Source organism: Stenotrophomonas sp. RIT309 (assembly GCF_000632045.1).
Classification (GTDB): domain Bacteria; phylum Pseudomonadota; class Gammaproteobacteria; order Xanthomonadales; family Xanthomonadaceae; genus Stenotrophomonas; species Stenotrophomonas indicatrix.
Window position 1 is genome coordinate 1 of the sequence record NZ_JFYS01000015.1, and the last position, 19,572, is coordinate 19,572.

Below are 19,572 nucleotides of genomic sequence, written 5' to 3' on the forward strand. Positions count from 1 at the left end.
CCCGCGCCAACGTGACGCTGCTGGAAGGCACCGGCCCGGTGATGCAGGACACCGATGGCGATGGCAAGGCCGATACCCCTCCCCCGGCCGGGCTGGCAGAATAGGTATCTCTGCCGTAATCCGAAGCCGACGATGCGCCTCTCCCAGTTCCACCTGCACACCACCAAGGAAACCCCCAGCGACGCCGAGCTGACCAGCCACCGGCTGATGCTGCGCGCGGGCATGATCCGCAAGCTCGCATCCGGCCTGTACACCTGGTCGCCGCTGGGCCTGCGCGTGCTGCGCAAGGTCGAACGCATCGTCCGCGAGGAAATGGACCGAGCCGGTGCCGTGGAATTCCAGATCCCGACCATCCAGCCGAAGGAACTGTGGGAGCAGACCGGCCGCTGGCAGAAATTCGGCCCGCAGCTGCTGAAGATCAAGGACCGCAAGGAACAGACCTTCTGCTACAGCCCCACCGCCGAGGAAGCGGCCTGCGATTTCGCGCGCAGCGAACTGTCCAGCTACAAGCAGCTGCCGGTGAACTTCTACCAGATCCAGACCAAGTTCCGCGACGAGATCCGTCCGCGCTTCGGTGTCATGCGTGCGCGCGAGTTCCTGATGAAGGACGCCTACTCGTTCCACCTGCACGACGAAGACCTCGTGCGTGAGTACGAAAACATGAAGGTGGCCTACAGCCGCATCTTCACCCGCCTGGGCCTGGACTTCCGCATGGTGCAGGCCGATTCCGGCGCGATCGGCGGTGACGCCTCGCAGGAATTCCACGTGATCGCCGACTCCGGTGAGGACGCGCTGGTGTTCTCCACCGGTTCGGACTACGCGGCCAACATGGAAGCGGCCATCGCCGCCGATCCGGCCGCGCGTGCTGCGGCCAGCGAAGCGCTGCGCAAGGTCGAGACCCCGACCCAGAAGACCTGCGAAGACGTCGCCGCGCTGCTGGGCATCGATCTGCAGCGTACGGTGAAGTCGGTGGCGCTGATCGCCGGCGAAGGCGAGGCACAGCAGTTCGTGCTGGCGCTGGTACGTGGCGACCACGAGGTCAACGAAATCAAGCTGGGCAAGGTTGCTGGCCTGGACGAGCAGCGTTTTGCCAGCGAAGCAGAGATCGCCGAATACCTCGGCAGCGTGCCGGGCTTCCTTGGTCCGGTCGCCCCGGCCAAGCCGATCCGCGTGGTCGCCGATCGCGAAGTGGCGGCGATGTCCGACTTCGTCGTCGGTGCCAATGAGGCCGGTTTCCATCTGGCCGGCGTCAACTGGGGCCGCGACCTGGCCGAACCGGAAGTGGCCGATATCCGCAACGTGCGCGCCGGTGATCGTGCGCTGGACGGCGGCGAACTGAAAATCGCCCGCGGCATCGAAGTCGGCCACGTGTTCCAGCTGGGCCGCACCTATGCGAAGGCGCTCGATGCCACCGTGCTGGACGAGAATGGCAAGGCCGCGGTAATGACGATGGGCTGCTACGGCATCGGTATTTCGCGTGTGGTCGCCGCAGCCATCGAGCAGAACCACGATGACGCCGGCATCATCTGGCCCGACGCGATGGCGCCGTGGCAGGTGGTGGTCTGCGTGATCAATCCGAAGGGCGACGCAGGCGTGGCCGATGCAGCTGCAGCTCTGCTGCAGGAGCTGCGCGATGCCGGCCTGGATGCCGCACTGGACGACCGCGGCCTGCGCCCGGGCGCGATGTTTGCCGACATGGAACTGATCGGCATCCCGCACCGCGTGGTGGTCAGCGAGCGCGGCCTGGCCGCAGGCACCTTCGAGTACCGCTCGCGTCGGGCGGCCGAAGCGGAGAGCCTGGACGAGGCCACCCTGCTGCAGCGCCTGCAGGGCTGATCGGAAAAGACCGGGGTATACCCCGGTCTTTTTTTAGCGGCTGGCCGACCCGGGAAAACCGCAACGGACATAATCCGGTCAAAATGGTCGCAACCGGGCCAGCCAGCCGACAGACGGTGACCGCAACTGTTTGTGCTGGGATTAATTCATCATTACTCTGTCCTGCGACGCCACGGACCGGCTCGTCCCTGTCCCTAAATTAGTTTCTGGAGTAATCGTTGATGAGCATCGACCTGACCGGCCTGTCTGCACGTGAGCTGGGCGCATTGATCCGCACAGCCAAGAAGCAGCAGACCATCGTCGCCAAGCGTCGCCCGATCACCAAGGTGCGTGCCCAGCTGAGCAAGCTGGCCAAGACCGAGGGTTACACCATCGAGGAACTGTTCGGTGGTGAACCCGCACCGCGCGCGCGCAAGGTCGCCAAGACCACCAAGGCCCCGTCCAAGGCTGCCGGCCGCAAGCTGGGCAAGGTTGCGCCGAAGTACCGCAACCCGGCCAACCCGAAGGAAACCTGGACCGGTCGTGGCAAGCAGCCGCGCTGGATGGCCGAGCTGACCGCCAAGGGCAGCAAGAAGCCGGAAGATTTCCTGATCAAGAAGGCCTGAGGCCAGCTGCAGCAGGAATGAAAAACGCCGGCGAAAGCCGGCGTTTTTTTTGGGGGTAGCGCCGGGCCATGCCCGGAGAGCGCAGCGGTTGGTTTCCCGATCCGCCGGGCATGGCCCGGCGCTACTGCCTGGTCACAGCGTCTTGCGCGCCGGCATCAACAGGTTGCCGAACAGCAGGCCGGCGACCAGCGCCATCACCACGTTCAACACGGTCAGGAACACGCTCTGGCCGGCGCCCACGTCCTGTTGCTGGACCAGGGTCAGCACGCCGCGCAGGCTGGTGCTGCCGGGCACCATCATGATGATGCCCGGCAGGCGGATGATCGCACCGGGGCGGCCGACCACGCGCCCGAACAGGTTGCCGCCGGCGGTCAGCAGCATCGCAGACAGGAAGATGCCGGCGGGCGTACCCCAGGCATGACCACCAAATTTGGAGATCGCGTAGCCGGCCACCGAGGCGGCGATCACCCACGGATAGTCGCGGCGGTTGGCCTTGAACAACATCGCAAAGGCGAACGCCGCCGTCAGCAGCGAGCCCCACTCCACCCACGGCCCCTGTGGCCGCGAGGCACGGATCATCGGGTCCAGCCCCAGCACATCGGCCAGGGTCACCGCGATCATCGCGCCGACACTGAGCTTCATGATCGTGGTCAACGCGCCGGCAAAGCGCGCGGTGCCGGACACCCAGTGCTGGCTGGCCAGTTCATTGACCGCATTGGTCAGTGACATGCCCGGCAGCAGCACCACCAGCGAGGCGATGATCACCGTGTTGAGATTCAGGGCACCCACGAACGTGGCAACCACGGTGGCGACCAGGCCGGCCAGCAGCGCCGCCAGTGCTTCGGCCGCTTCCCGGCTGGCCGGGCGCTTGTCGGTGACCATGCCGAGCAGGCCGATCAACAGGCCGATGACGCCGGCGGTGGCGATGTCCAGCCACGGCAGCTTCCACATGCCCGCCACGCCGGCCGCACCGAGGGTGAAGGACAGGATGGTGCGCAGCTTGCCGCGCCGGCCCGGATCCTTGTCCAGCTGGCGCAGCGCGGTGTGGCCCTGGGCAATGCTCATGCGGCCATTGGCCACTTCTTCGGCGATCCCGTCAGCCACGCTGAGCTTGTGCAGGTCGTTCTCGCCGGGCGCCAAGCGGATCACCCGGGTGATGTCGCTGGAGCCAATGGCCTGCGCCGGATCGCTGAAACTGAGGATGATGCCGGTGGGGTTCGACCACGGTTCACAATCCAGATCGAGCTGCCGGGCCAAGGCAACCACCGCCGCTTCCAGGCGCTGGGCCGTTGTGCCGTAGCTGTGCAGGCGGCCGGCGATCTCGGAAACGAAGGCCACGCGCTGCGCGTAGGTGGCCTGGGGCGTGGGGATCGTGTGAGCGTCTGCGGACATGCGCCGTAGTATTACCTACGTCAGGCTCTGCTGGAGAAATTCATCCTGGTTCGACGCGACGTGCAATTCAGAACGGTTATGCTGCGACCCGAATGGCCCCCATGACCCCGACCCACGCCCCCCAGCTCGAACAGGACGCTCAGGATCCGGGATTGATCCGGCTGTCCGGCCACTGGACCCTGAAGACCGCGCTGGCCGCGGCCGAAGTGCTGCGTGGCGTTCCGGACACGCTGACCGGCATCGACGCCACAGGCATCGAGCTGCTCGACTCGGCCGGCGTGCTGCAGGTACTGCGCGTCGCCCATCGCGCTGACCTCAGCGAAGACGCGTTGCAGTTCCGCCCGGACCACCAGGCGCTGGTGTGCACCATTGAGGAAGTAGCCGACGACCGCCCGAAGCCGAAGCGTGACTTCGGCGTACTGGCGGCACTGGAGCGGCTGGGTGTCAGCGTCCATGCCACTGGCCACAACATCAAGGCACTGTGCAGCTTCCTCGGCGAGAACCTAGTCAAGGGTGCGCGCCTGGTCAAGGAACCTCGACGTTTCCGCCTGACCGCGACCGTGCACCAGATGGAACAGGTCGGGCTGGATGCGGTGCCGCTGGTGGCGCTGCTGTCCTATCTGGTCGGCGCGGTGATCGCCTTCCTCGGCTCGACCATCCTGCGCGACTTCGGCGCGGAGATCTATGTGGTCGAACTGGTGAACATCGCCTTCCTGCGCGAATTCGCCGTGCTGCTGACCGCGATCGTGCTCGCCGGCCGCACCGCCAGTGCCTTCACCGCGCAGATCGGTGCGATGAAGGCACGGGAGGAAATCGATGCGATGCGCACCCTGGGGCTCGATCCCATCGATCTGCTGGTACTGCCGCGCCTGGTCGCGCTGCTGTTGACCCTGCCGCTGCTGACCTTCATCGCGATGGTCGCAGGCCTGGCCGGCGGCATCACCGTCGGCGCGTTCGACCTGGACATCCCGCCGCAGATGTACATCGCGCGCATGCACGAAACGATGGAAGTGCGGCACATGCTGGTGGGCCTGTCCAAGGCGCCGGTGTTCGCGCTGGTGATCGGCCTGATCGGCTGCCTGGAAGGCCTGAAGGTGGAAGGCACCGCGCAGTCGGTCGGCGAACGCACCACCTCCAGCGTGGTGCAGACGATCTCGCTGGTGATCATCATCGACGCCTTCGCGGCGTTGTGGTTCATGCACATGGACTGGTGACATGAGCACGCATCCGACCCCCGAAGACGTGCCCATGCAGGACGACGACGGCCACGACCTGGCCATACGCGTGCGCGGGCTGGTCAACCGCTTTGGCAGCCAGACCGTGCATGAAGGGCTGGACCTGGACGTGCGCCGTGGCGAGATCCTTGGCGTGGTGGGCGGCTCGGGTACCGGCAAATCGGTGCTGATGCGCTCGATCCTCGGGCTGCGCGTGCCGGATGAAGGGCAGATCGAGGTGCTCGGCCGCGATGCGCGCGCCGACGATCCCGAGAGCCGCCTGCATATCGAGCGCAACACCGGCGTGCTGTTCCAGGACGGCGCCCTGTTCTCGTCGCTGACCGTCGGCGAGAACGTGCAGGTGCCACTGAAGGAACACCACCGCGAACTGCCCGAGCGCTGGCATTACGAACTGGCACTGCTGAAGGTGAAACTGGCCGGCCTGCCCGCCGATGCCATCAACAAGCTGCCCTCGCAGCTGTCCGGCGGCATGCGCAAGCGCGCCGGCCTGGCACGTGCGCTGGCGCTGGATCCACCGCTGCTGTTCCTGGATGAGCCCACCGCCGGCCTGGACCCGATCGGTGCGGCGGCGTTCGATCGCCTGATCAAGACGCTGCAGGAGGCGCTGGGGCTGACCGTGTTCCTGATCACCCACGACCTGGACACGCTGTATGCGATCTGCGACCGGGTGGCGGTCATCGCCGACCGCAAGGTGGTGGCCAATGCGCCGCTGCCGGAAATCGAGAGACTGGATCATCCGTGGATCCAGGAATACTTCCACGGACCCCGCGCGCGCGCTGCGCGTGGCGAACAGATCGAGAGTGCCTGAGCCATGGAAACAAAAGCCAACTACGTGCTGATCGGCGCGTTCACCCTGATCACCGGCCTTGCCCTGCTGGCCTTCGGCCTGTGGGCCGCCAAGTACTCCTCCGACCGCACCTGGCAGGAATACCGGGTGGTGTTCCGCGAAGCGGTGACCGGCCTGTCGGTCGGCAGCCCGGTGCAGTACAACGGCATCGCGGTGGGCTCGATCACCGAACTGAACCTGGTACCGGATGACCCGCGCCAGGTGGTCGCGCGCATCCGCCTGAACTCGACCACGCCGGTCAAGACCGATACCCGCGCCAAGCTGGCGATCACCAGCCTGACCGGCCCGTCGATCATCCAGCTCAGCGGCGGCACGCCGCAGTCGCCGGCGCTGACCACGGTCAACAAGGACCCGGCACCGATCATCCCGACCACGCCGTCGGCGCTGCAGAACATCACCGACGTGGCCAACCGCATCGTCGAGCGCATGGACCAGATCCTCAGCGACCGCAACGTCGCCTCGATCAACGCTACCCTGGCCAACCTGGAAACCATCAGTGGCGGCCTGGCCGACCGTGACCAGGGCACGCAGTCGCTGCTGCTCAGCGCGCGCGATGCCGCGCGCAGCCTTGACGCCACCCTGAAGACCACCAACGGCACCATCGAGCGCCTGGACAAGAACCTGGTGCAGCAGCTGCCGGGCATCATCGACAAGCTCGACGCCACCTTGGCCAAGCTTGATTCGGCGGCCGGCAATGCCGATTCGATCCTTGGCGAAAACCGCGCCGCCATCAACAGCTTCGCCAATGACGGCCTGGGCCAGCTCGGCCCGACCCTGGGTGAACTGCGTGGCCTGATCCGCGACCTGCGCCGGGTCAGCGACCGCCTCGAGAACAATCCCGCACGCTACCTGCTCGGCCGCGACGCCCCGAAGGAGTTCGAACCCAAATGAGCCCGACCACCCTTCCGCGCCTGTTGCTGGCAGCGTCGCTGGCCACCCTGCTGGGTGGCTGCTCGATCCTCGGCAGCGGCGACAAGAACCCCGTCACCCTGTATTCGCCGGCCGTGCAGGTCAAGGTCGACCCCAGCTGGCCGCAGGCCGACTGGCAGCTGGTGCTGGCCAAGCCCAGCGCCGCGCGCATGGTCGACAGCCCGCGCATCAACGTGCGGCCGACGCCCTCGGAGCTGGAGATCTACAAGGGCGCCAGCTGGGCGCAGCCGGCCACCGACATGATCGAAGACACCCTGCTGCGTGGCTTCGAGGATTCCGGCCGCATCCACGGCGTGGCCCGCGTTGCCGCCGGCATCCGCGCCGACTACAAGCTGTCCACCGACATCCGTCGCTTCGAATCGGATTACCAGGGCCAGGTAACGCCGACGGTCGTCATCGAGATCAACGCCAAGCTGATCGACGTCACCAACCAGCGCGTGGTCGCCGACCGCACCTTCCGCCAGTTGCAGCCGGTGGGCAGCACCGATGTGTCGGCAGTGGCAGCGGCGTTCGAGCGTGGCCTGCAGCAGGTGGCGCAGGACGTGGTGGGCTGGACGCTGACCAGCGGGCAGAATGACAAGCAGGCGCTGAAGCGCTGAGGTTGCCCGTTTCGCACGCCGGGCATGGCCCGGCGCTACCGCCACCTGTTCCTGGTAGCGCCGGGCCATGCCCGGCGAACCCCGGTCAACGCGGATGGATCCAGCGGAACGTCAGGTTGATGCGTTCGCCCTGCACCCGCGCCATCTTCGGCAGCGCGTGCTGGTAGTGGCGCTGGGTGGCGCCGCCCATCAGCAGCAGGTCGCCATGACCGAGCAGGAATTCCGCCTTGCGCGTGGTGTCATCGCGGCGGCGCAGCAGGAACCGCCGCGCTGCGCCGAGGCTCAACGAAGCGATCAGCGGCGCCGGCCCCAGCTCGGGCTCGTCATCGCTGTGCCAGCCCATGTAGTCGCTGCCGCCGCGATAGCGGTTGAGCAGTACGCTGTTGAATCGACCGACGCTCTGTTCTTGCAGACGGATGCGCAGTTCCTGCAGCAACGGTGGCCACGGATGCGGGATGAATTCGGCGCCTGAATAGCGGTAACGCGCCTGCGGATCGCCGATCCAGCAGCTCAACCGCGGTGAATCCACCCAGTTGCCGAACATGCGGATGCGGTGGGTTTCCCAGGGGATTGCCTGCGTCAATACACGCTGCAGTGCATCGGCGTCGGCCGCTGGCAACCAGCCCGGCAGATGTCGGACGTCAGCATCAGGCAGATCGTGGGGGAATAGCATGGGAGATTCAGGAGATGGGGCAGCGACACGCCGCCCCGTGGATGCTCAGCGGCGCTTGAACGCGACGCCGGTCTTTTCCTTCAACTCATCCTCGCCCACACCCGCCGCAGTCTCCACCAGCACCAGACCGTCATCGGTCACATCGAATACCGCCAGGTCGGTGATGATGCGGTCGACCACGCCCACACCGGTCAGCGGCAGCGTGCATTCGGCCAGGATCTTGTGTTCGCCGTTCCTGGCGGTGTGCTCCATCAGCACCACCACGCGCTGCACGCCGGCCACCAGGTCCATCGCACCGCCCATGCCCTTGACCATCTTGCCGGGCACCATCCAGTTGGCCAGGTCGCCTTTGTCGGTCACCTGCATCGCACCGAGGATGGCCAGGTTGACGTGGCCACCGCGGATCATCGCAAAGCTGTCATGGCTGCCGAAGTAGCTGGCGCCCGCACGTGCGGTGACGGTCTGCTTGCCGGCATTGATCAGGTCGGCGTCCACCTCGGCCTCGGTGGGGAACGGACCGATGCCCAGCAGGCCGTTTTCCGACTGCAGCCACACGTCCACGCCTTCGGGAATGTGGTTGGCCACCAGCGTCGGCAGGCCGATGCCCAGGTTCACGTAGGCGCCATCGGTCAGCTCACGCGCAGCGCGCGCCGCCATCTCATCGCGGGTCCATGCCATGTCAGTTGCCCTCCGCACGGATGGTGCGCTGTTCGATACGTTTTTCAGGGGTGGGGTTGTGCACGATGCGGTGCACGTAGATGCCCGGCAGGTGCACCTGGTCCGGATCGATGCTGCCGACCGGCACCACCTCCTCCACTTCCACGATGCAGACCTTGCCGGCCATTGCACAGGCCGGGTTGAAGTTGCGCGCGGTCTTGCGGAACACCAGGTTGCCGGCCTCGTCGGCTTTCCAGGCCTTGACCAGGGCAACGTCGGCGCGCAGCGCGGTTTCCATCACATAGTGCTTGCCATCGAACTCGCGGGTTTCCTTGCCCTCGGCGACCACGGTGCCGTAACCGGTGGCGGTGAAGAACGCCGGGATACCCGCCCCGCCGGCACGCAGGCGCTCGGCCAGGGTGCCCTGCGGATTGAATTCCAGCTCCAGCTCGCCGGCCAGGAACTGCCGTTCGAATTCCTTGTTCTCGCCCACGTACGACGAAATCATCTTGCTGATCTGCCGGGTTTCCAGCAGCTGGCCCAGTCCGAAGCCATCGACGCCGGCGTTGTTGGAGATCACGGTCAGGCCCTTGGCGCCACTGTCGCGCAACGCGGCGATCAGTGCCTCGGGAATGCCGCACAGGCCGAAGCCCCCCACGGCCAGGGTCTGGCCATCGGCGACCACACCCTGCAGGGCTTGCGCCGCAGAGGCGAAACGCTTGCTGCGCGTGCCGCTGGAAGTTGATTGCTGCATCTCTACTGCCCTACCCGGTGAGAATGCCGCCATTCTAGCGGCACACCCGTTACCGGCTGGGATGCGCCGCAGCATGAACCGGCATGCCGGGCTGCCAATCCGTAGAATGTTCCCTTTCCCGCTTGCGGTGCCCTTGGCAACGCGTGCTGTAGATGGAGAGGACAGGACGACGCATGGCCGAAGTATTCACCGGAGGGGAACTGTCCCGCTGGCTGGATGCCGGGACGCTGGAAAAGGGCAACCACCAGGTGTCGGCAGTGCGCGAGCTGCGCTACCGGTCACCGCTGCTGACCGCCCAGGTCGAGGGCTGGCAGGTGGCGATCGACCTGGATGCCAGCGCCCGCACCCCGCACAGCCCCCTGCAGAGTCGCTGCACCTGCCCGGCTGGCACGCACTGCGAGCATGTCGCCGCGGTGTTGCTGGCCGCACTGCAGAACTCACTGGAGGGTGAACCGGGTTCGCTGCGTGCGGCCGCCGATCCGATACTGCCTACCCTGCAGATCCAGGCGATGACACCGATCCTGCATCTGCACAGCATGGAATACCGACCTGCCTGGCTCACCGAACGTGACCCCTCGCAATGGCTCGACGTCGCCACCGTCGCGTTCGAGTACGACGAACACGTGCGTTTTCTCGACGACCCCTCGCTGTTCGTGCACGACGCCGAGGGCCAGCTCTACCTGCTGCCGCGTGACCTGGCCGGGGAGGCACGGCGCGAGGCTGAACTGCACAGCGTCCACCTGCACCGCGAGCGGCAACCGCGCATCGTGCTGGACGGCGGCGGCCCGTTGTTCGAGCTGCGCAGTTTCGACTGGACCCGCTTCCTGCTGGAGGACGTGCTGCGGCTGGAAGCGCTGGGCTGGAAGATCGAGACTGACGACGCCTTCCGCCACCGCATCACCCGGGTGGAGGACATCGACCTAGATGTCCGGTCGGTGTCCGCCGACAGCAACGAGCTCGACCTGGCCCTGACCATCGACGTCGATGGCCGCAGCATTGCGCTGGTTCCGCTGCTGCAGGGCGTACTGCAGTCCGATCCGCGCTGGCTGCGCGGCCAGCTGGACGCGATTGGCGATGACGAGAACGTATTGCTGACGACGGCAGACAATGAACGTCTTGCGCTGCGGGCAGCGCGGCTGAAGCCGGTGATCGCGCTGCTTGCGGACCTGTTCGGCGACCGTGGGCAACCGCTGCGCCTGCAGGCGCATGATCGCGGCCGCCTGCAGGCCCTGCAGGACGCTGCGCAGTTACGGCTGCACAGCAGCAACGATACCCGTGCACGCGTGCAGCGCCTGCTGGACGCCCCGGCGATGAGCGCTGTCCCAGCGCCCCAGGGTTTGCGCGCGACGCTGCGCAGCTACCAGCTTGAAGGCCTGTCCTGGCTGCAGTACCTGCGCCAGCAGGGCCTGGGCGGCGTGCTGGCCGATGACATGGGCCTGGGCAAGACACTGCAGACCCTGGCCCATCTGCTGCTTGAAAAGCAGAGTGGCCGCCTGGACAAACCGGCGCTGGTGGTCGTGCCAACCTCATTGCTGCACAACTGGCAGAGCGAGGCGGCGCGCTTCACCCCGGATCTGCGTGTACTGACCCTGCACGGCCCCGCACGTGACACGCAGTTCGACGCCATTGCCGCCCATGATCTGATACTCACCACCTATCCCCTGCTGTGGCGCGACGAACCGGCGCTGCAGGCGCATTCCTATCACCTGCTGATCCTCGACGAGGCACAGCAGGTGAAGAATCCCAGGTCGCGCGCGGCGGCCACGCTGCGCACGCTGCAGGCGCGTCATCGCCTGTGCCTGACCGGCACCCCGCTGGAGAACCATCTGGGCGAGCTGTGGACGCAGTTCGACTTCCTGCTGCCCGGCCTGCTCGGCAGCGAAAAACAGTTCAACCAGCACTGGCGCCATCCCATCGAACGCGGCAGCGACCAGCGGCGTGCTCAGCTGCTGGCCCAGCGGCTGCGACCTTTCATCCTGCGCCGGCGCAAGGACCAGGTCGCTTCCGAGCTTCCACCGAAGACGGTCATCACCCGCACCGTGGCAATGGAAGGCGCCCAGCGTGATCTGTACGAAGCCGTGCGTGCGGCGATGGAAAAGCAGGTCCGCGATGCGATCAACGGCAGCGGGCTGGCGCGCAATCACATCGTGGTACTGGACGCGTTGCTGAAGCTGCGCCAGGTCTGCTGCGATCCGCGCCTGCTGCCAGGCGAGACACCCGCGCGCGCTGCCGGTTCGGCCAAGCTGGACCTGCTGCGCGAGATGTTGCCTGCCATGGTCGAGGAAGGGCGGCGCATCCTGCTGTTCTCGCAGTTCACCGGCATGCTGGCGTTGATCGGCCAGGCCCTGCGGGAACTCAGCCTGCCCTACGTGCAGCTCACCGGCGATACCCAGGACCGGGTCACGCCCGTGCAGCGCTTCATGCAGGGCGAGGTTCCCGTGTTCCTGATCAGCCTGAAGGCCGGTGGCGTGGGCCTGAACCTGACCGCTGCCGACACCGTCATCCACTTCGATCCCTGGTGGAATCCGGCCGCCGAGAACCAGGCCACCGACCGTGCCCATCGCATCGGCCAGGACCAGCCGGTGTTCGTCTACAAGCTGATCACCGCCGGCAGCGTCGAGGAACGGATCGCCGAGCTGCAGCAGCGCAAGGCCGACCTGGCCGACTCCATACTGGAAGGGAGCGGCAGCGCAGCACCGCGCTTCGACGCTGCCGACCTGGAGGCGCTGCTGGCACCGCTACCCGGTGCGCCCAGACGCCCTGCTGGGAAACGCAGGACTACCCGCGCCTGATCCCCGGCTGGCCAGGCAACAACCGGGCCGCGTACCGGAAGATGTGAGCGCAGACCTGGCCCTCCGCATTGGCGTACAGCGGGCGACAAACCTGTGCAGCACCGGAAGCCAAGTGATCGACCCTGGCCTGTGCGGCAGCGAGCAGCTTGCCATCCGATCCGCTGGAGTGCGCCGCACCAGGAGCCTGCAACGCCGCCGGATTCACCGTGGATCTGGCGTGGCAGGTGCTGCCGGGTCAGCCCGCCAGACTGCAACCGTGGCCGCCAGGAACAGCAGCAGCACGACGGGCTGACGGACCCGGACGGCGCTGGTCTGCAGATGCCAGGCCAGATCCTGCGGCGTACTCAGGTAGACCAGGAAGAGCACGGCGATGTAGCCCAGCGCGGCCAGCAGCGCCACCGCGGCCAGCGGCCGTTGCAGAACCCGACGCCACAGCACGGCCAGCACCAGCAGCGGCGCCAGCATCCACTCGTCCAGCAACAGGCGCTTGAGGATAATGGCGGACCCGCCGTCGGTCGTCAGCCGTACCAGCAGCTGCGACTGCAGGTCGGACCCGGCAAGATCGTTGCTTATATGCGCTGCAGCGACCGACGTCTTCCACGCCAGCAGCGGCAGCAGCGCAACGACAAAGGCCAACAGCACGCGCCAGCACATCCGGCGTTCGCGCAGCGCCCCTTCCAGCACCACACTGCCGACCACCACCGCCGCCAGAACTGCGCCCTCGTTCTTCAGCAGCGACAGCACCGCCACCACCAGTGCCAGCGCCACGATGTCGCCAGGCCGACGGCTGTCATTGGTACCGCGCAGGCGCATCGCCAGTACCAGCGCGGTCAGCGCGTACAACGCCACCAGCGTGTCCATGTAGCCGTTGACCAGCATTTCCCTGCCCACCCGCAGCAGCAGCAATGCCAGAAGTGCCACCCACCAGCGCGAGCGCAGGCCCGGCGCGATCAGCAGCAGGGCGGGCAACAGCAGCAGTGGTGCCACTGCCTTGGGCAGCAGTTCATTCCAGTGTCCCAGCAGGCCGGCAGCTGCGGCCATCAGCAGCGGTACCAGCGCGGGGTAATCGTTATGGCTCCAAGGCGCGTAATCATCCAGCTGGGCGTACAACGTGCCGTCCAGATAGATGCGCTTGGCATGGAACAACCAGATCGAACGCGGGTCCCAGGCATCGCCTGGGCTGCCGAGCGAAATCCCCACCAGCGCCAGCACCACCAGCACCGGAATCGCCACGCGCATTTCGCGCAGTCCCAGAAGCGAAAGTGCTGCGCCGGCGAGGAATACGGCAAACAGTGCCAGCATCGGCCACCCCATCACGCCCACGGCGGCCAGGCCGTAGCAGAGCAGCAGCGCAACAAGCATGACCAGCGCCGCGCGGCGCCCGCGGTCAGCGGCAGTCGGCAAGAACGACATCTCCCCTCCTGTCGATCAGCTGGCATGCGTTCAGTACCGGGTCGGTGGCGCGCAGGATCCGGTGTGGCGTATCGGCATCGCTGAAGCGCTGCGGATACAAGGCTTCCCACATGCGCTGGCGGATCAGTTCATCGTCCTTCAGCCCCTGCCCCAGCGACAGCGGCGACAGATCGTGCGGCTGCCGCATCACCAGTGCGCGGGCATCGACGACCTCCTTGGGAACGGACACCTCAAAACCAGCGTCGGCGACGAACGCCTGGCCGAGCAGCGACATCTGGAAATCGGACTTCCTTGCCGTCAAGGCAAGGGACACAAGGATCAGGATCGTCAGCAGGATGGCGCTGGGGAGGCGCCAGCGTGCAGAGCTCGCGGTGGAAGGACTGGGTGTCATCTCGACGTCTGGCAACGAATGGAATGGAGGTTGATGAAAAGCAGCATCGAACGGGAAGGCCTATCGGCAGCGGTAGTCGCTCGACATATGACTGTCGCGGAAAGGATCGGTCAGCGCATCGGAGTACTGCCCCATCAGCAGGCGATGGGTGGGCAGCAGGTTCTGCCGATAGAAGCGGCTGAAGGACGCCAACCGTTCACCGCGGCCGGTGAGTTTCACACAACCATCGTGGATCTCGATGGTGCCTGATTGCAGCTGTTCGGTCAGCCGCACCTCCACCAGGTGGTGCTCACGCACGTACTCTTCGGTAAACACCTGGCGGAATGCATCCTCGCGGATGCCACCCCCCCGCTGCTGCAGTTTTTCAAGGATGTAGAACGACAGCGAGCGGTCGATGACCGTCGGCACCGAGATGGCAAAGATGTAGCCTCCCAGCAGCCAGATCGCGGCCAGCTGGATCAGCTCCAGGCGGTTGAAGCCGACGAACCACTTCAGCGCGTACAGGCCCGCAAAAACCACCACCAATGCGATGACCGCATCGACGATGCTGGCATACAGCACCACATTTACCCTGAAATGGCGGACGTGCACGTAGTAGACCAGCAGCAGAACGACGATGAAGGCCATCGTTGCCAGCAGTGCGCGCAGGTATTTGTTCATCGGAACACCACGAATTTGTTGGCGAGAAAACTGAAAGCCATCTGCATGCCGGTCGCCAGCAGGAAGCCGATGCGGTAGTCCAGGCCGAAACGGTCGGCCCAGACGTACATCACCAGTGCATGCAGCATCGCAATGGCGGCGTATACCAGCAGGAACAGCGCCCCCTGGCGGGCCACGCTGCCCTGCCGGCCACGGAACACGAAGTAGCGGCTGCCCAGAAACGAGGTGGCAATGCCAAACACAGCGGCCAGCGCATTGGCCGCAGCGGCCAATGACATGTGCAGCACTTCGATGTTGAAGCGCAACACCCCGTAGTGCACCGCCGTGGCCACCAGGCCGTTGATCAGGTAGCGCAGGAACTGGCCACCCAACGCATCATGCGCTGCGGCGGGCGGCATGCTGGACCTCATCAACGAACTCCCGATAGCTGCCGATGCCCAGCACGCCACCGCTGCGGATCATGCCCGACAGCATAAGGATGATCAGGGTCAATGCAGCCGTCTGCAGGAACACCAGCAACAGAATACCGAAGGCAAGCGAGAACCAGCCGGGCGTTGCGAACCCCAGCATCTTCAGCAGCGTTGCGATCACCCCACCGGTCACCGACAGCGCCGCGACAATCGTGCAGGCGATACCCACACGCACCAGCACGTCCTCGGCGAACACCATCAGCGCACGGAACCCATGCAGGGCCAGCCCGACGAAGTTCATCTTGCTGCGGCCTGCGTAGCGCGGACCGCGGTCCAGTGAACAGGTCTGCACCCGCAACTTGGAACTGAGCACGCTGGCGGCCACGTGGGTCCACAGTTCCTGCATTGATGCCAGCCGGCGCACCGCAGGCATTTTTGCCGCCATGAAATTGCCAAAGCTGATCCGACGCCCACTGAGCAGTGTGAAAAGCAGCTTGTAGAAGAGGTAGAAGGTCTTGAATTTCAGTGACTCCACCCGGCTGCGGCGGGTCGCAACGACCACATCCACATCGACAGACTCCAGCCCGGCAACCAGCTCGGTGATGCTCTCCGGCGTGTCTTCGCCGTCGGAGTCCATCGCCACCACGATGACATCGTTGCCGAAGTGCTCGGCCACGTAGCTCAGGCCGATGGCGATGGCACGCTGGTGGCCGACATTGCGGCGCAGCTTGATCACCACGCCCTCCAGCCCGGAGGCCTCGATCGCCGAGATCGGCAGTGGTTGGCGCACCGAGCCGTCGTCGACGGCAACGACGTAGGTATCGCCACCCTGCGTACGCGCAAGCTCAAGGAAAAGCCGGGAAGAAGCTTCCAGGTCTTCGTACACCGGCATCACGACAATCTTGCGCATCGTGGTTTCCTCAAGCCTGCAGGCGATGGCGGAAGTAGCTGATGGTCTCTTTCAGACCATCTTCCAGGGCCACCTTGGGCTCCCAGTCGAACGTGGCCTTGGCCAGGCTGATATCCGGTTGGCGCTGGCGCGGGTCATCGGATGGCAGCGGTCGGTACTCGATCCTGGACGTGCCGCCGACCAGGCGCACCACCGTTTCGGCCAGTTCCAGCATGGTGTACTCGGACGGATTGCCGATGTTGACCGGACCGGTGAAATCGGCCGGCGAGTCCATCAGGCGCAACATGCCTTCGATCAGATCGTCCACATAGCAGAAGCTGCGCGTCTGCTGGCCATCACCATAGATGGTGATCGGCTCGCCTTGCAGCGCCTGCACGATGAAGTTGCTGACCACGCGGCCGTCGTTGGGGTGCATGCGTGGGCCATACGTATTGAAGATGCGCATGACCTTGATCTCCAGCTGGTGCTGGCGCCAGTAATCGAAGAACAGCGTCTCGGCGCAGCGCTTGCCTTCGTCGTAGCAGCTGCGGATGCCGATCGGGTTGACCCGGCCCCAGTAGCCCTCCACCTGCGGATGGATCTCCGGATCGCCGTAGACCTCGCTGGTGCTGGCCTGCAGGATGCGGGCACGCACGCGCTTGGCCAGGCCCAGCATGTTGATGGCGCCATGCACGCTGGTCTTGGTGGTCTGCACCGGATCGTGCTGGTAGTGGATCGGCGATGCCGGGCAGGCCAGGTTGAAGATCCGGTCCACTTCCACGTACAGCGGGAAGGTCACGTCGTGGCGCATCAGTTCGAAGCGCGGGTGGCCGAGCAGACCTTCGACGTTGGCCTTGTTGCCGGTGTAGAAATTGTCCACGCACAGCACGTCGTGACCAGCTTCGACCAAGCGGTCGCAGAGATGGGAGCCGAGGAAGCCGGCGCCGCCGGTTACCAGCACGCGTTTCTGATCGTGAGCGTATTTCAAAGCGGTCCCCTGCAGTCTTGGGCGCGACGGGATAGCGGTCCTGGGGCGAGCCCAGCGTCATGCCGCTTCCATTGTCGAGAGTGGGAGAATTGTATGCGAACTCACCCTGCGCCATTGGCTGGATGCGGGCACACCGCACGGCGGCCAGCAGGACCCGGCCCGGTCAGGAACCGGCGATTTCCGCCATCACACGCTTCAAGCCGTCCTGCCATGCGGGCAGCTGCAGGCTGAAATCACGTTGCAGCCTGCGGTTGTCCAGCACCGACCACGCCGGCCTGCGGGCTGGCGTCGGGTACTCGGCGCTGGTTATGGCCTGCACCCTCGGCACTTCCACCATCATGCCGGTGGCCAGTGCCTCGGCAAAAATCGCCTCGGCGAAACCATGCCAGCTGGTTTGCCCATTCGCTGTCAGGTGCCAGGTGCCGGACAAGCGGCCCGGGTGCTGCAGCGCATGCGCAGTGACATCGGCGATCAAGGCCGCCGGGGTAGGCGTACCAACCTGGTCTGCCACTACCCGCAGCTCGCTGCGAGCAGCGCCAACGCGCAGCATGGTCCGCAGGAAATTGGTGCCATGTGCGGCATACACCCACGCCGTGCGGAAAATCAGATGGCGCCCGCCCGCCGCGCGCACGGCCTCTTCACCACCACGCTTGCTGCTGCCGTACACACCCAGCGGCGCGGTCGGCTCGTCTTCGCGGTAGGGCGTGTTGCCCTGTCCATCGAACACGTAGTCGGTGGAGTAGTGCACGAGCGGGACATCGTGGGCTGCGCACCAGCGCGCGATGACCCCGGGCGCTTCGGCATTGGCACGAAATGCTGCTGCAACATCCTGCTCGGCGCGGTCGACTGCGGTATAGGCCGCGGCATTGACCACGATCGACGGCTGCAGCCGATCCAACAACGCCGGCAGGCTGTCGGGCTGATCGAAATCGGCCACTTCGCAGCATCCTCCGTCGGGCAACTGGCCGCTGCGCGTGGTTGCCACCACGGTACCCAGCGGCGCCAGAGCGCGCAGCAGCTCCTGGCCTACCTGGCCATTGCCGCCGAACACCAGGATCGTCATGGCGCGTAGACCGGCAGCCGATCTTCGGCCAACTGATCCAGGAAAGGCGCCTTCTGGTCCTTGGCCGAAAGAATCGGAGCCCCTACCGGCCAGTCCACCGCGATATCGGCGTCGTTCCAGCGGATGCCGGCATCGGCTTCGGCCACGTAGACATCGGTGCACAGATAATTGAACAGGGCCGTTTCGGACAGCACTGCAAAGCCGTGCGCGAAGCCTTCCGGAATCCAGAACTGCTTCTTGTTCTCTGCACTCAGCACCACCGCTTCCCACTGGCCGAACGTCGGTGAGCCGCGACGGATATCTACCGCGACGTCGTACACCTCGCCTTCCAGTACAGAGACCAGCTTGCCCTGTGGGCGCGGCCACTGGTAATGCAGGCCACGCAGAACGCCCCGCGCGGAAGTCGATACGTTGCTCTGCACGAAGCGCTCCGGCAGGCCCAGCGCGGCAAAGCGCTCGGCGTTCCAGGTTTCGAAGAAATAGCCGCGCGCATCGCCGAACACCGCCGGCTCGATCACCATGCAGCCGGGCAACTGGGTTTCAATCACTTTCACGGAACGACTCCACGCAGGGCGAGCTTGTGCAGGTACTGGCCATAGCCATTCTTGATCAGCGGTGCAGCCAGTGCTTCCAGCTGCTCGGCGCTTATCCAGCCCTGACCGAACGCGATTTCTTCCGGGCAGCAGACTTGCAGGCCCTGCCGGGTCTGGATGGTCTCGATGAAGTTGGAGGCTTCCAGCAGTGACTGGTGGGTGCCGGTATCAAGCCAGGCATAGCCACGGCCCAGTTGTTCCAGATGCAGGTTGCCCTCTGCCAGGTAGCGCTTGTTGAGATCGGTGATCTCCAGCTCGCCACGGGGTGAGGGCTTCAGTTCGGCGGCATGGTCACTGGCATTGCCGTCGTAAAAGTACAGGCCGGTAACAGCGTAGTTGGAACGCGGATTCTGCGGTTTCTCCACCAGACCGACGACCATGCCATCTTTGTCGAACTCGGCCACACCGTAGCGCTCGGGCTCATTCACCCAGTAGCCGAAAACGGTGGCGCCCGCGTCGCGTGCGTCGGCGCGCCGCAGCATGCCGGTCAGGCCATGGCCGTGGAAGATGTTGTCACCCAGCACCAGGCAGCTCGGCTTGCCGTCGATGAAATCACGGCCGATCAGATAGGCCTGCGCCAGCCCATCGGGACTGGGCTGCACGGCGTACTCGATGTTCATGCCCCACTGCGAGCCGTCGCCCAGCAGCGCCTGGAACAACACCTGCTCGTGCGGGGTGTTGATGATCAGCACATCGCGGATGCCCGCCAGCATCAGCACGCTGAGCGGGTAATAGATCATAGGCTTGTCGTAGACCGGCAGCAGCTGCTTGCTGATGCCCTTGGTGATCGGATACAGCCGGGTGCCGGAGCCGCCGGCGAGAATGATGCCCTTGCGTTGGATCAT

General features: G+C 65.5%; 19 protein-coding genes and 1 pseudogene. 7 read left to right on the top strand and 13 right to left on the bottom strand.

What is annotated here, in order from left to right; translation table 11 throughout:
• Positions 1 to 132: 132 nt before the first annotated feature.
• Both BW38_RS10550 and BW38_RS10545 read left to right on the top strand, forming a co-directional pair.
• Complete coding sequence (locus tag BW38_RS10550; RefSeq protein WP_032976342.1) at positions 133 to 1,836, top strand: proline--tRNA ligase; 1,704 nt, start codon at positions 133 to 135, stop codon at positions 1,834 to 1,836.
• A gap of 221 nt (positions 1,837 to 2,057) precedes the next feature.
• Positions 2,058 to 2,435: pseudogene (locus BW38_RS10545) on the top strand (H-NS histone family protein); the annotation flags it as partial.
• A 138-nt stretch (positions 2,436 to 2,573) separates the two neighbouring features.
• Here the strand turns inward: BW38_RS10545 and BW38_RS10540 are convergent.
• Positions 2,574 to 3,833, bottom strand: a complete 1,260-nt coding sequence (locus BW38_RS10540) for a threonine/serine exporter family protein (protein ID WP_025878492.1) — start codon at positions 3,831 to 3,833, stop codon at positions 2,574 to 2,576.
• A 92-nt stretch (positions 3,834 to 3,925) separates the two neighbouring features.
• On the opposite strand from BW38_RS10540, the gene BW38_RS10535 reads away from it, so the two are divergent.
• The 4 genes from BW38_RS10535 to BW38_RS10520 are packed head-to-tail and all read left to right on the top strand — an operon-like array spanning position 3,926 to position 7,444.
• Positions 3,926 to 5,047: an ABC transporter permease gene (locus BW38_RS10535; RefSeq protein WP_200867506.1), complete on the top strand. Its 1,122-nt coding sequence runs from the start codon at positions 3,926 to 3,928 to the stop codon at positions 5,045 to 5,047.
• Position 5,048: 1 nt separating this feature from the next.
• Entirely contained in the window at positions 5,049 to 5,876 is an 828-nt protein-coding gene (locus tag BW38_RS10530; RefSeq protein ID WP_032976345.1) for an ABC transporter ATP-binding protein, read from the top strand.
• Positions 5,877 to 5,879: 3 nt separating this feature from the next.
• Positions 5,880 to 6,806, top strand: a complete 927-nt coding sequence (locus BW38_RS10525; protein ID WP_025878489.1) for an MlaD family protein — start codon at positions 5,880 to 5,882, stop codon at positions 6,804 to 6,806.
• Positions 6,803 to 7,444 carry an ABC-type transport auxiliary lipoprotein family protein gene (locus tag BW38_RS10520; RefSeq protein ID WP_032976346.1) on the top strand — a complete coding sequence of 214 codons (642 nt, stop codon included), beginning with the start codon at positions 6,803 to 6,805 and terminating at the stop codon, positions 7,442 to 7,444. Before BW38_RS10525 ends, BW38_RS10520 begins: the two co-directional genes overlap by 4 nt.
• Positions 7,445 to 7,529: 85 nt before the next feature.
• Here the strand turns inward: BW38_RS10520 and BW38_RS10515 are convergent, their stop codons facing one another.
• The 3 genes from BW38_RS10515 to BW38_RS10505 are packed head-to-tail and all read right to left on the bottom strand — an operon-like array spanning position 7,530 to position 9,528.
• Positions 7,530 to 8,117, bottom strand: coding sequence for an alpha-ketoglutarate-dependent dioxygenase AlkB (locus tag BW38_RS10515; protein ID WP_032976347.1), 588 nt, complete (start codon positions 8,115 to 8,117; stop codon positions 7,530 to 7,532).
• Between the two features lie 45 nt (positions 8,118 to 8,162).
• Positions 8,163 to 8,795, bottom strand: a complete 633-nt coding sequence (locus BW38_RS10510; protein ID WP_032976348.1) for a CoA transferase subunit B — start codon at positions 8,793 to 8,795, stop codon at positions 8,163 to 8,165.
• Position 8,796: 1 nt separating this feature from the next.
• A complete protein-coding gene (locus BW38_RS10505; protein WP_025878484.1) occupies positions 8,797 to 9,528 on the bottom strand; it encodes a CoA transferase subunit A in 732 nt (243 codons plus the stop codon).
• Between the two features lie 173 nt (positions 9,529 to 9,701).
• Here BW38_RS10505 and BW38_RS10500 point away from each other — a divergent pair, with 173 nt between their 5' ends.
• A complete protein-coding gene (locus tag BW38_RS10500; protein WP_032976350.1) occupies positions 9,702 to 12,320 on the top strand; it encodes a DEAD/DEAH box helicase in 2,619 nt (872 codons plus the stop codon).
• Positions 12,321 to 12,521: 201 nt separating this feature from the next.
• Here BW38_RS10500 and BW38_RS10495 read toward each other — a convergent pair whose 3' ends face one another.
• From BW38_RS10495 to rfbA, 9 genes are all read right to left on the bottom strand, one after another.
• A complete protein-coding gene (locus BW38_RS10495; RefSeq protein ID WP_032976352.1) occupies positions 12,522 to 13,733 on the bottom strand; it encodes a hypothetical protein in 1,212 nt (403 codons plus the stop codon).
• On the bottom strand, positions 13,708 to 14,007 hold the full coding sequence (locus tag BW38_RS10490) for a hypothetical protein (protein WP_235189955.1): 300 nt from the start codon (positions 14,005 to 14,007) through the stop codon (positions 13,708 to 13,710). Before BW38_RS10490 ends, BW38_RS10495 begins: the two co-directional genes overlap by 26 nt.
• 177 nt (positions 14,008 to 14,184) lie before the next feature.
• Entirely contained in the window at positions 14,185 to 14,784 is a 600-nt protein-coding gene (locus tag BW38_RS10485) for a hypothetical protein (protein WP_032976354.1), read from the bottom strand.
• Positions 14,781 to 15,182, bottom strand: a complete 402-nt coding sequence (locus BW38_RS10480) for a GtrA family protein (protein ID WP_032976355.1) — start codon at positions 15,180 to 15,182, stop codon at positions 14,781 to 14,783. Before BW38_RS10480 ends, BW38_RS10485 begins: the two co-directional genes overlap by 4 nt.
• Entirely contained in the window at positions 15,160 to 16,104 is a 945-nt protein-coding gene (locus BW38_RS10475) for a glycosyltransferase (protein WP_032976356.1), read from the bottom strand. Before BW38_RS10475 ends, BW38_RS10480 begins: the two co-directional genes overlap by 23 nt.
• A gap of 10 nt (positions 16,105 to 16,114) precedes the next feature.
• On the bottom strand, positions 16,115 to 17,071 hold the full coding sequence (locus tag BW38_RS10470) for a UDP-glucuronic acid decarboxylase family protein (protein WP_032976357.1): 957 nt from the start codon (positions 17,069 to 17,071) through the stop codon (positions 16,115 to 16,117).
• Positions 17,072 to 17,234: 163 nt separating this feature from the next.
• A complete protein-coding gene (gene rfbD / locus BW38_RS10465; protein WP_032976358.1) occupies positions 17,235 to 18,134 on the bottom strand; it encodes a dTDP-4-dehydrorhamnose reductase in 900 nt (299 codons plus the stop codon).
• Positions 18,131 to 18,688: a dTDP-4-dehydrorhamnose 3,5-epimerase gene (gene rfbC, locus BW38_RS10460; protein ID WP_032976359.1), complete on the bottom strand. Its 558-nt coding sequence runs from the start codon at positions 18,686 to 18,688 to the stop codon at positions 18,131 to 18,133. The genes rfbD and rfbC overlap by 4 nt, the downstream gene beginning before the upstream one ends.
• Positions 18,685 to 19,572, bottom strand: a complete 888-nt coding sequence (gene rfbA / locus BW38_RS10455) for a glucose-1-phosphate thymidylyltransferase RfbA (protein ID WP_032976360.1) — start codon at positions 19,570 to 19,572, stop codon at positions 18,685 to 18,687. The genes rfbC and rfbA overlap by 4 nt, the downstream gene beginning before the upstream one ends.

What these genes read in the sequence shown, in the direction of transcription:
- BW38_RS10490 (WP_235189955.1), bottom strand. Translation starts at nt 14,007, where the DNA reads ATGTCGCTGCTCGGCCAGGCGTTCGTCGCCGACGCTGGTTTTGAGGTG.
- BW38_RS10525 (WP_025878489.1), top strand. Translation starts at nt 5,880, where the DNA reads ATGGAAACAAAAGCCAACTACGTGCTGATCGGCGCGTTCACCCTGATC.
- BW38_RS10505 (WP_025878484.1), bottom strand. Translation starts at nt 9,528, where the DNA reads ATGCAGCAATCAACTTCCAGCGGCACGCGCAGCAAGCGTTTCGCCTCT.
- BW38_RS10485 (WP_032976354.1), bottom strand. Translation starts at nt 14,784, where the DNA reads ATGAACAAATACCTGCGCGCACTGCTGGCAACGATGGCCTTCATCGTC.
- BW38_RS10520 (WP_032976346.1), top strand. Translation starts at nt 6,803, where the DNA reads ATGAGCCCGACCACCCTTCCGCGCCTGTTGCTGGCAGCGTCGCTGGCC.
- BW38_RS10480 (WP_032976355.1), bottom strand. Translation starts at nt 15,182, where the DNA reads ATGCCGCCCGCCGCAGCGCATGATGCGTTGGGTGGCCAGTTCCTGCGC.
- BW38_RS10495 (WP_032976352.1), bottom strand. Translation starts at nt 13,733, where the DNA reads ATGTCGTTCTTGCCGACTGCCGCTGACCGCGGGCGCCGCGCGGCGCTG.
- BW38_RS10540 (WP_025878492.1), bottom strand. Translation starts at nt 3,833, where the DNA reads ATGTCCGCAGACGCTCACACGATCCCCACGCCCCAGGCCACCTACGCG.
- BW38_RS10535 (WP_200867506.1), top strand. Translation starts at nt 3,926, where the DNA reads ATGGCCCCCATGACCCCGACCCACGCCCCCCAGCTCGAACAGGACGCT.
- rfbA (WP_032976360.1), bottom strand. Translation starts at nt 19,572, where the DNA reads ATGATCCAACGCAAGGGCATCATTCTCGCCGGCGGCTCCGGCACCCGG.
- rfbD (WP_032976358.1), bottom strand. Translation starts at nt 18,134, where the DNA reads ATGACGATCCTGGTGTTCGGCGGCAATGGCCAGGTAGGCCAGGAGCTG.
- BW38_RS10510 (WP_032976348.1), bottom strand. Translation starts at nt 8,795, where the DNA reads ATGGCATGGACCCGCGATGAGATGGCGGCGCGCGCTGCGCGTGAGCTG.
- BW38_RS10475 (WP_032976356.1), bottom strand. Translation starts at nt 16,104, where the DNA reads ATGCGCAAGATTGTCGTGATGCCGGTGTACGAAGACCTGGAAGCTTCT.
- BW38_RS10530 (WP_032976345.1), top strand. Translation starts at nt 5,049, where the DNA reads ATGAGCACGCATCCGACCCCCGAAGACGTGCCCATGCAGGACGACGAC.
- BW38_RS10515 (WP_032976347.1), bottom strand. Translation starts at nt 8,117, where the DNA reads ATGCTATTCCCCCACGATCTGCCTGATGCTGACGTCCGACATCTGCCG.
- BW38_RS10500 (WP_032976350.1), top strand. Translation starts at nt 9,702, where the DNA reads ATGGCCGAAGTATTCACCGGAGGGGAACTGTCCCGCTGGCTGGATGCC.
- BW38_RS10550 (WP_032976342.1), top strand. Translation starts at nt 133, where the DNA reads ATGCGCCTCTCCCAGTTCCACCTGCACACCACCAAGGAAACCCCCAGC.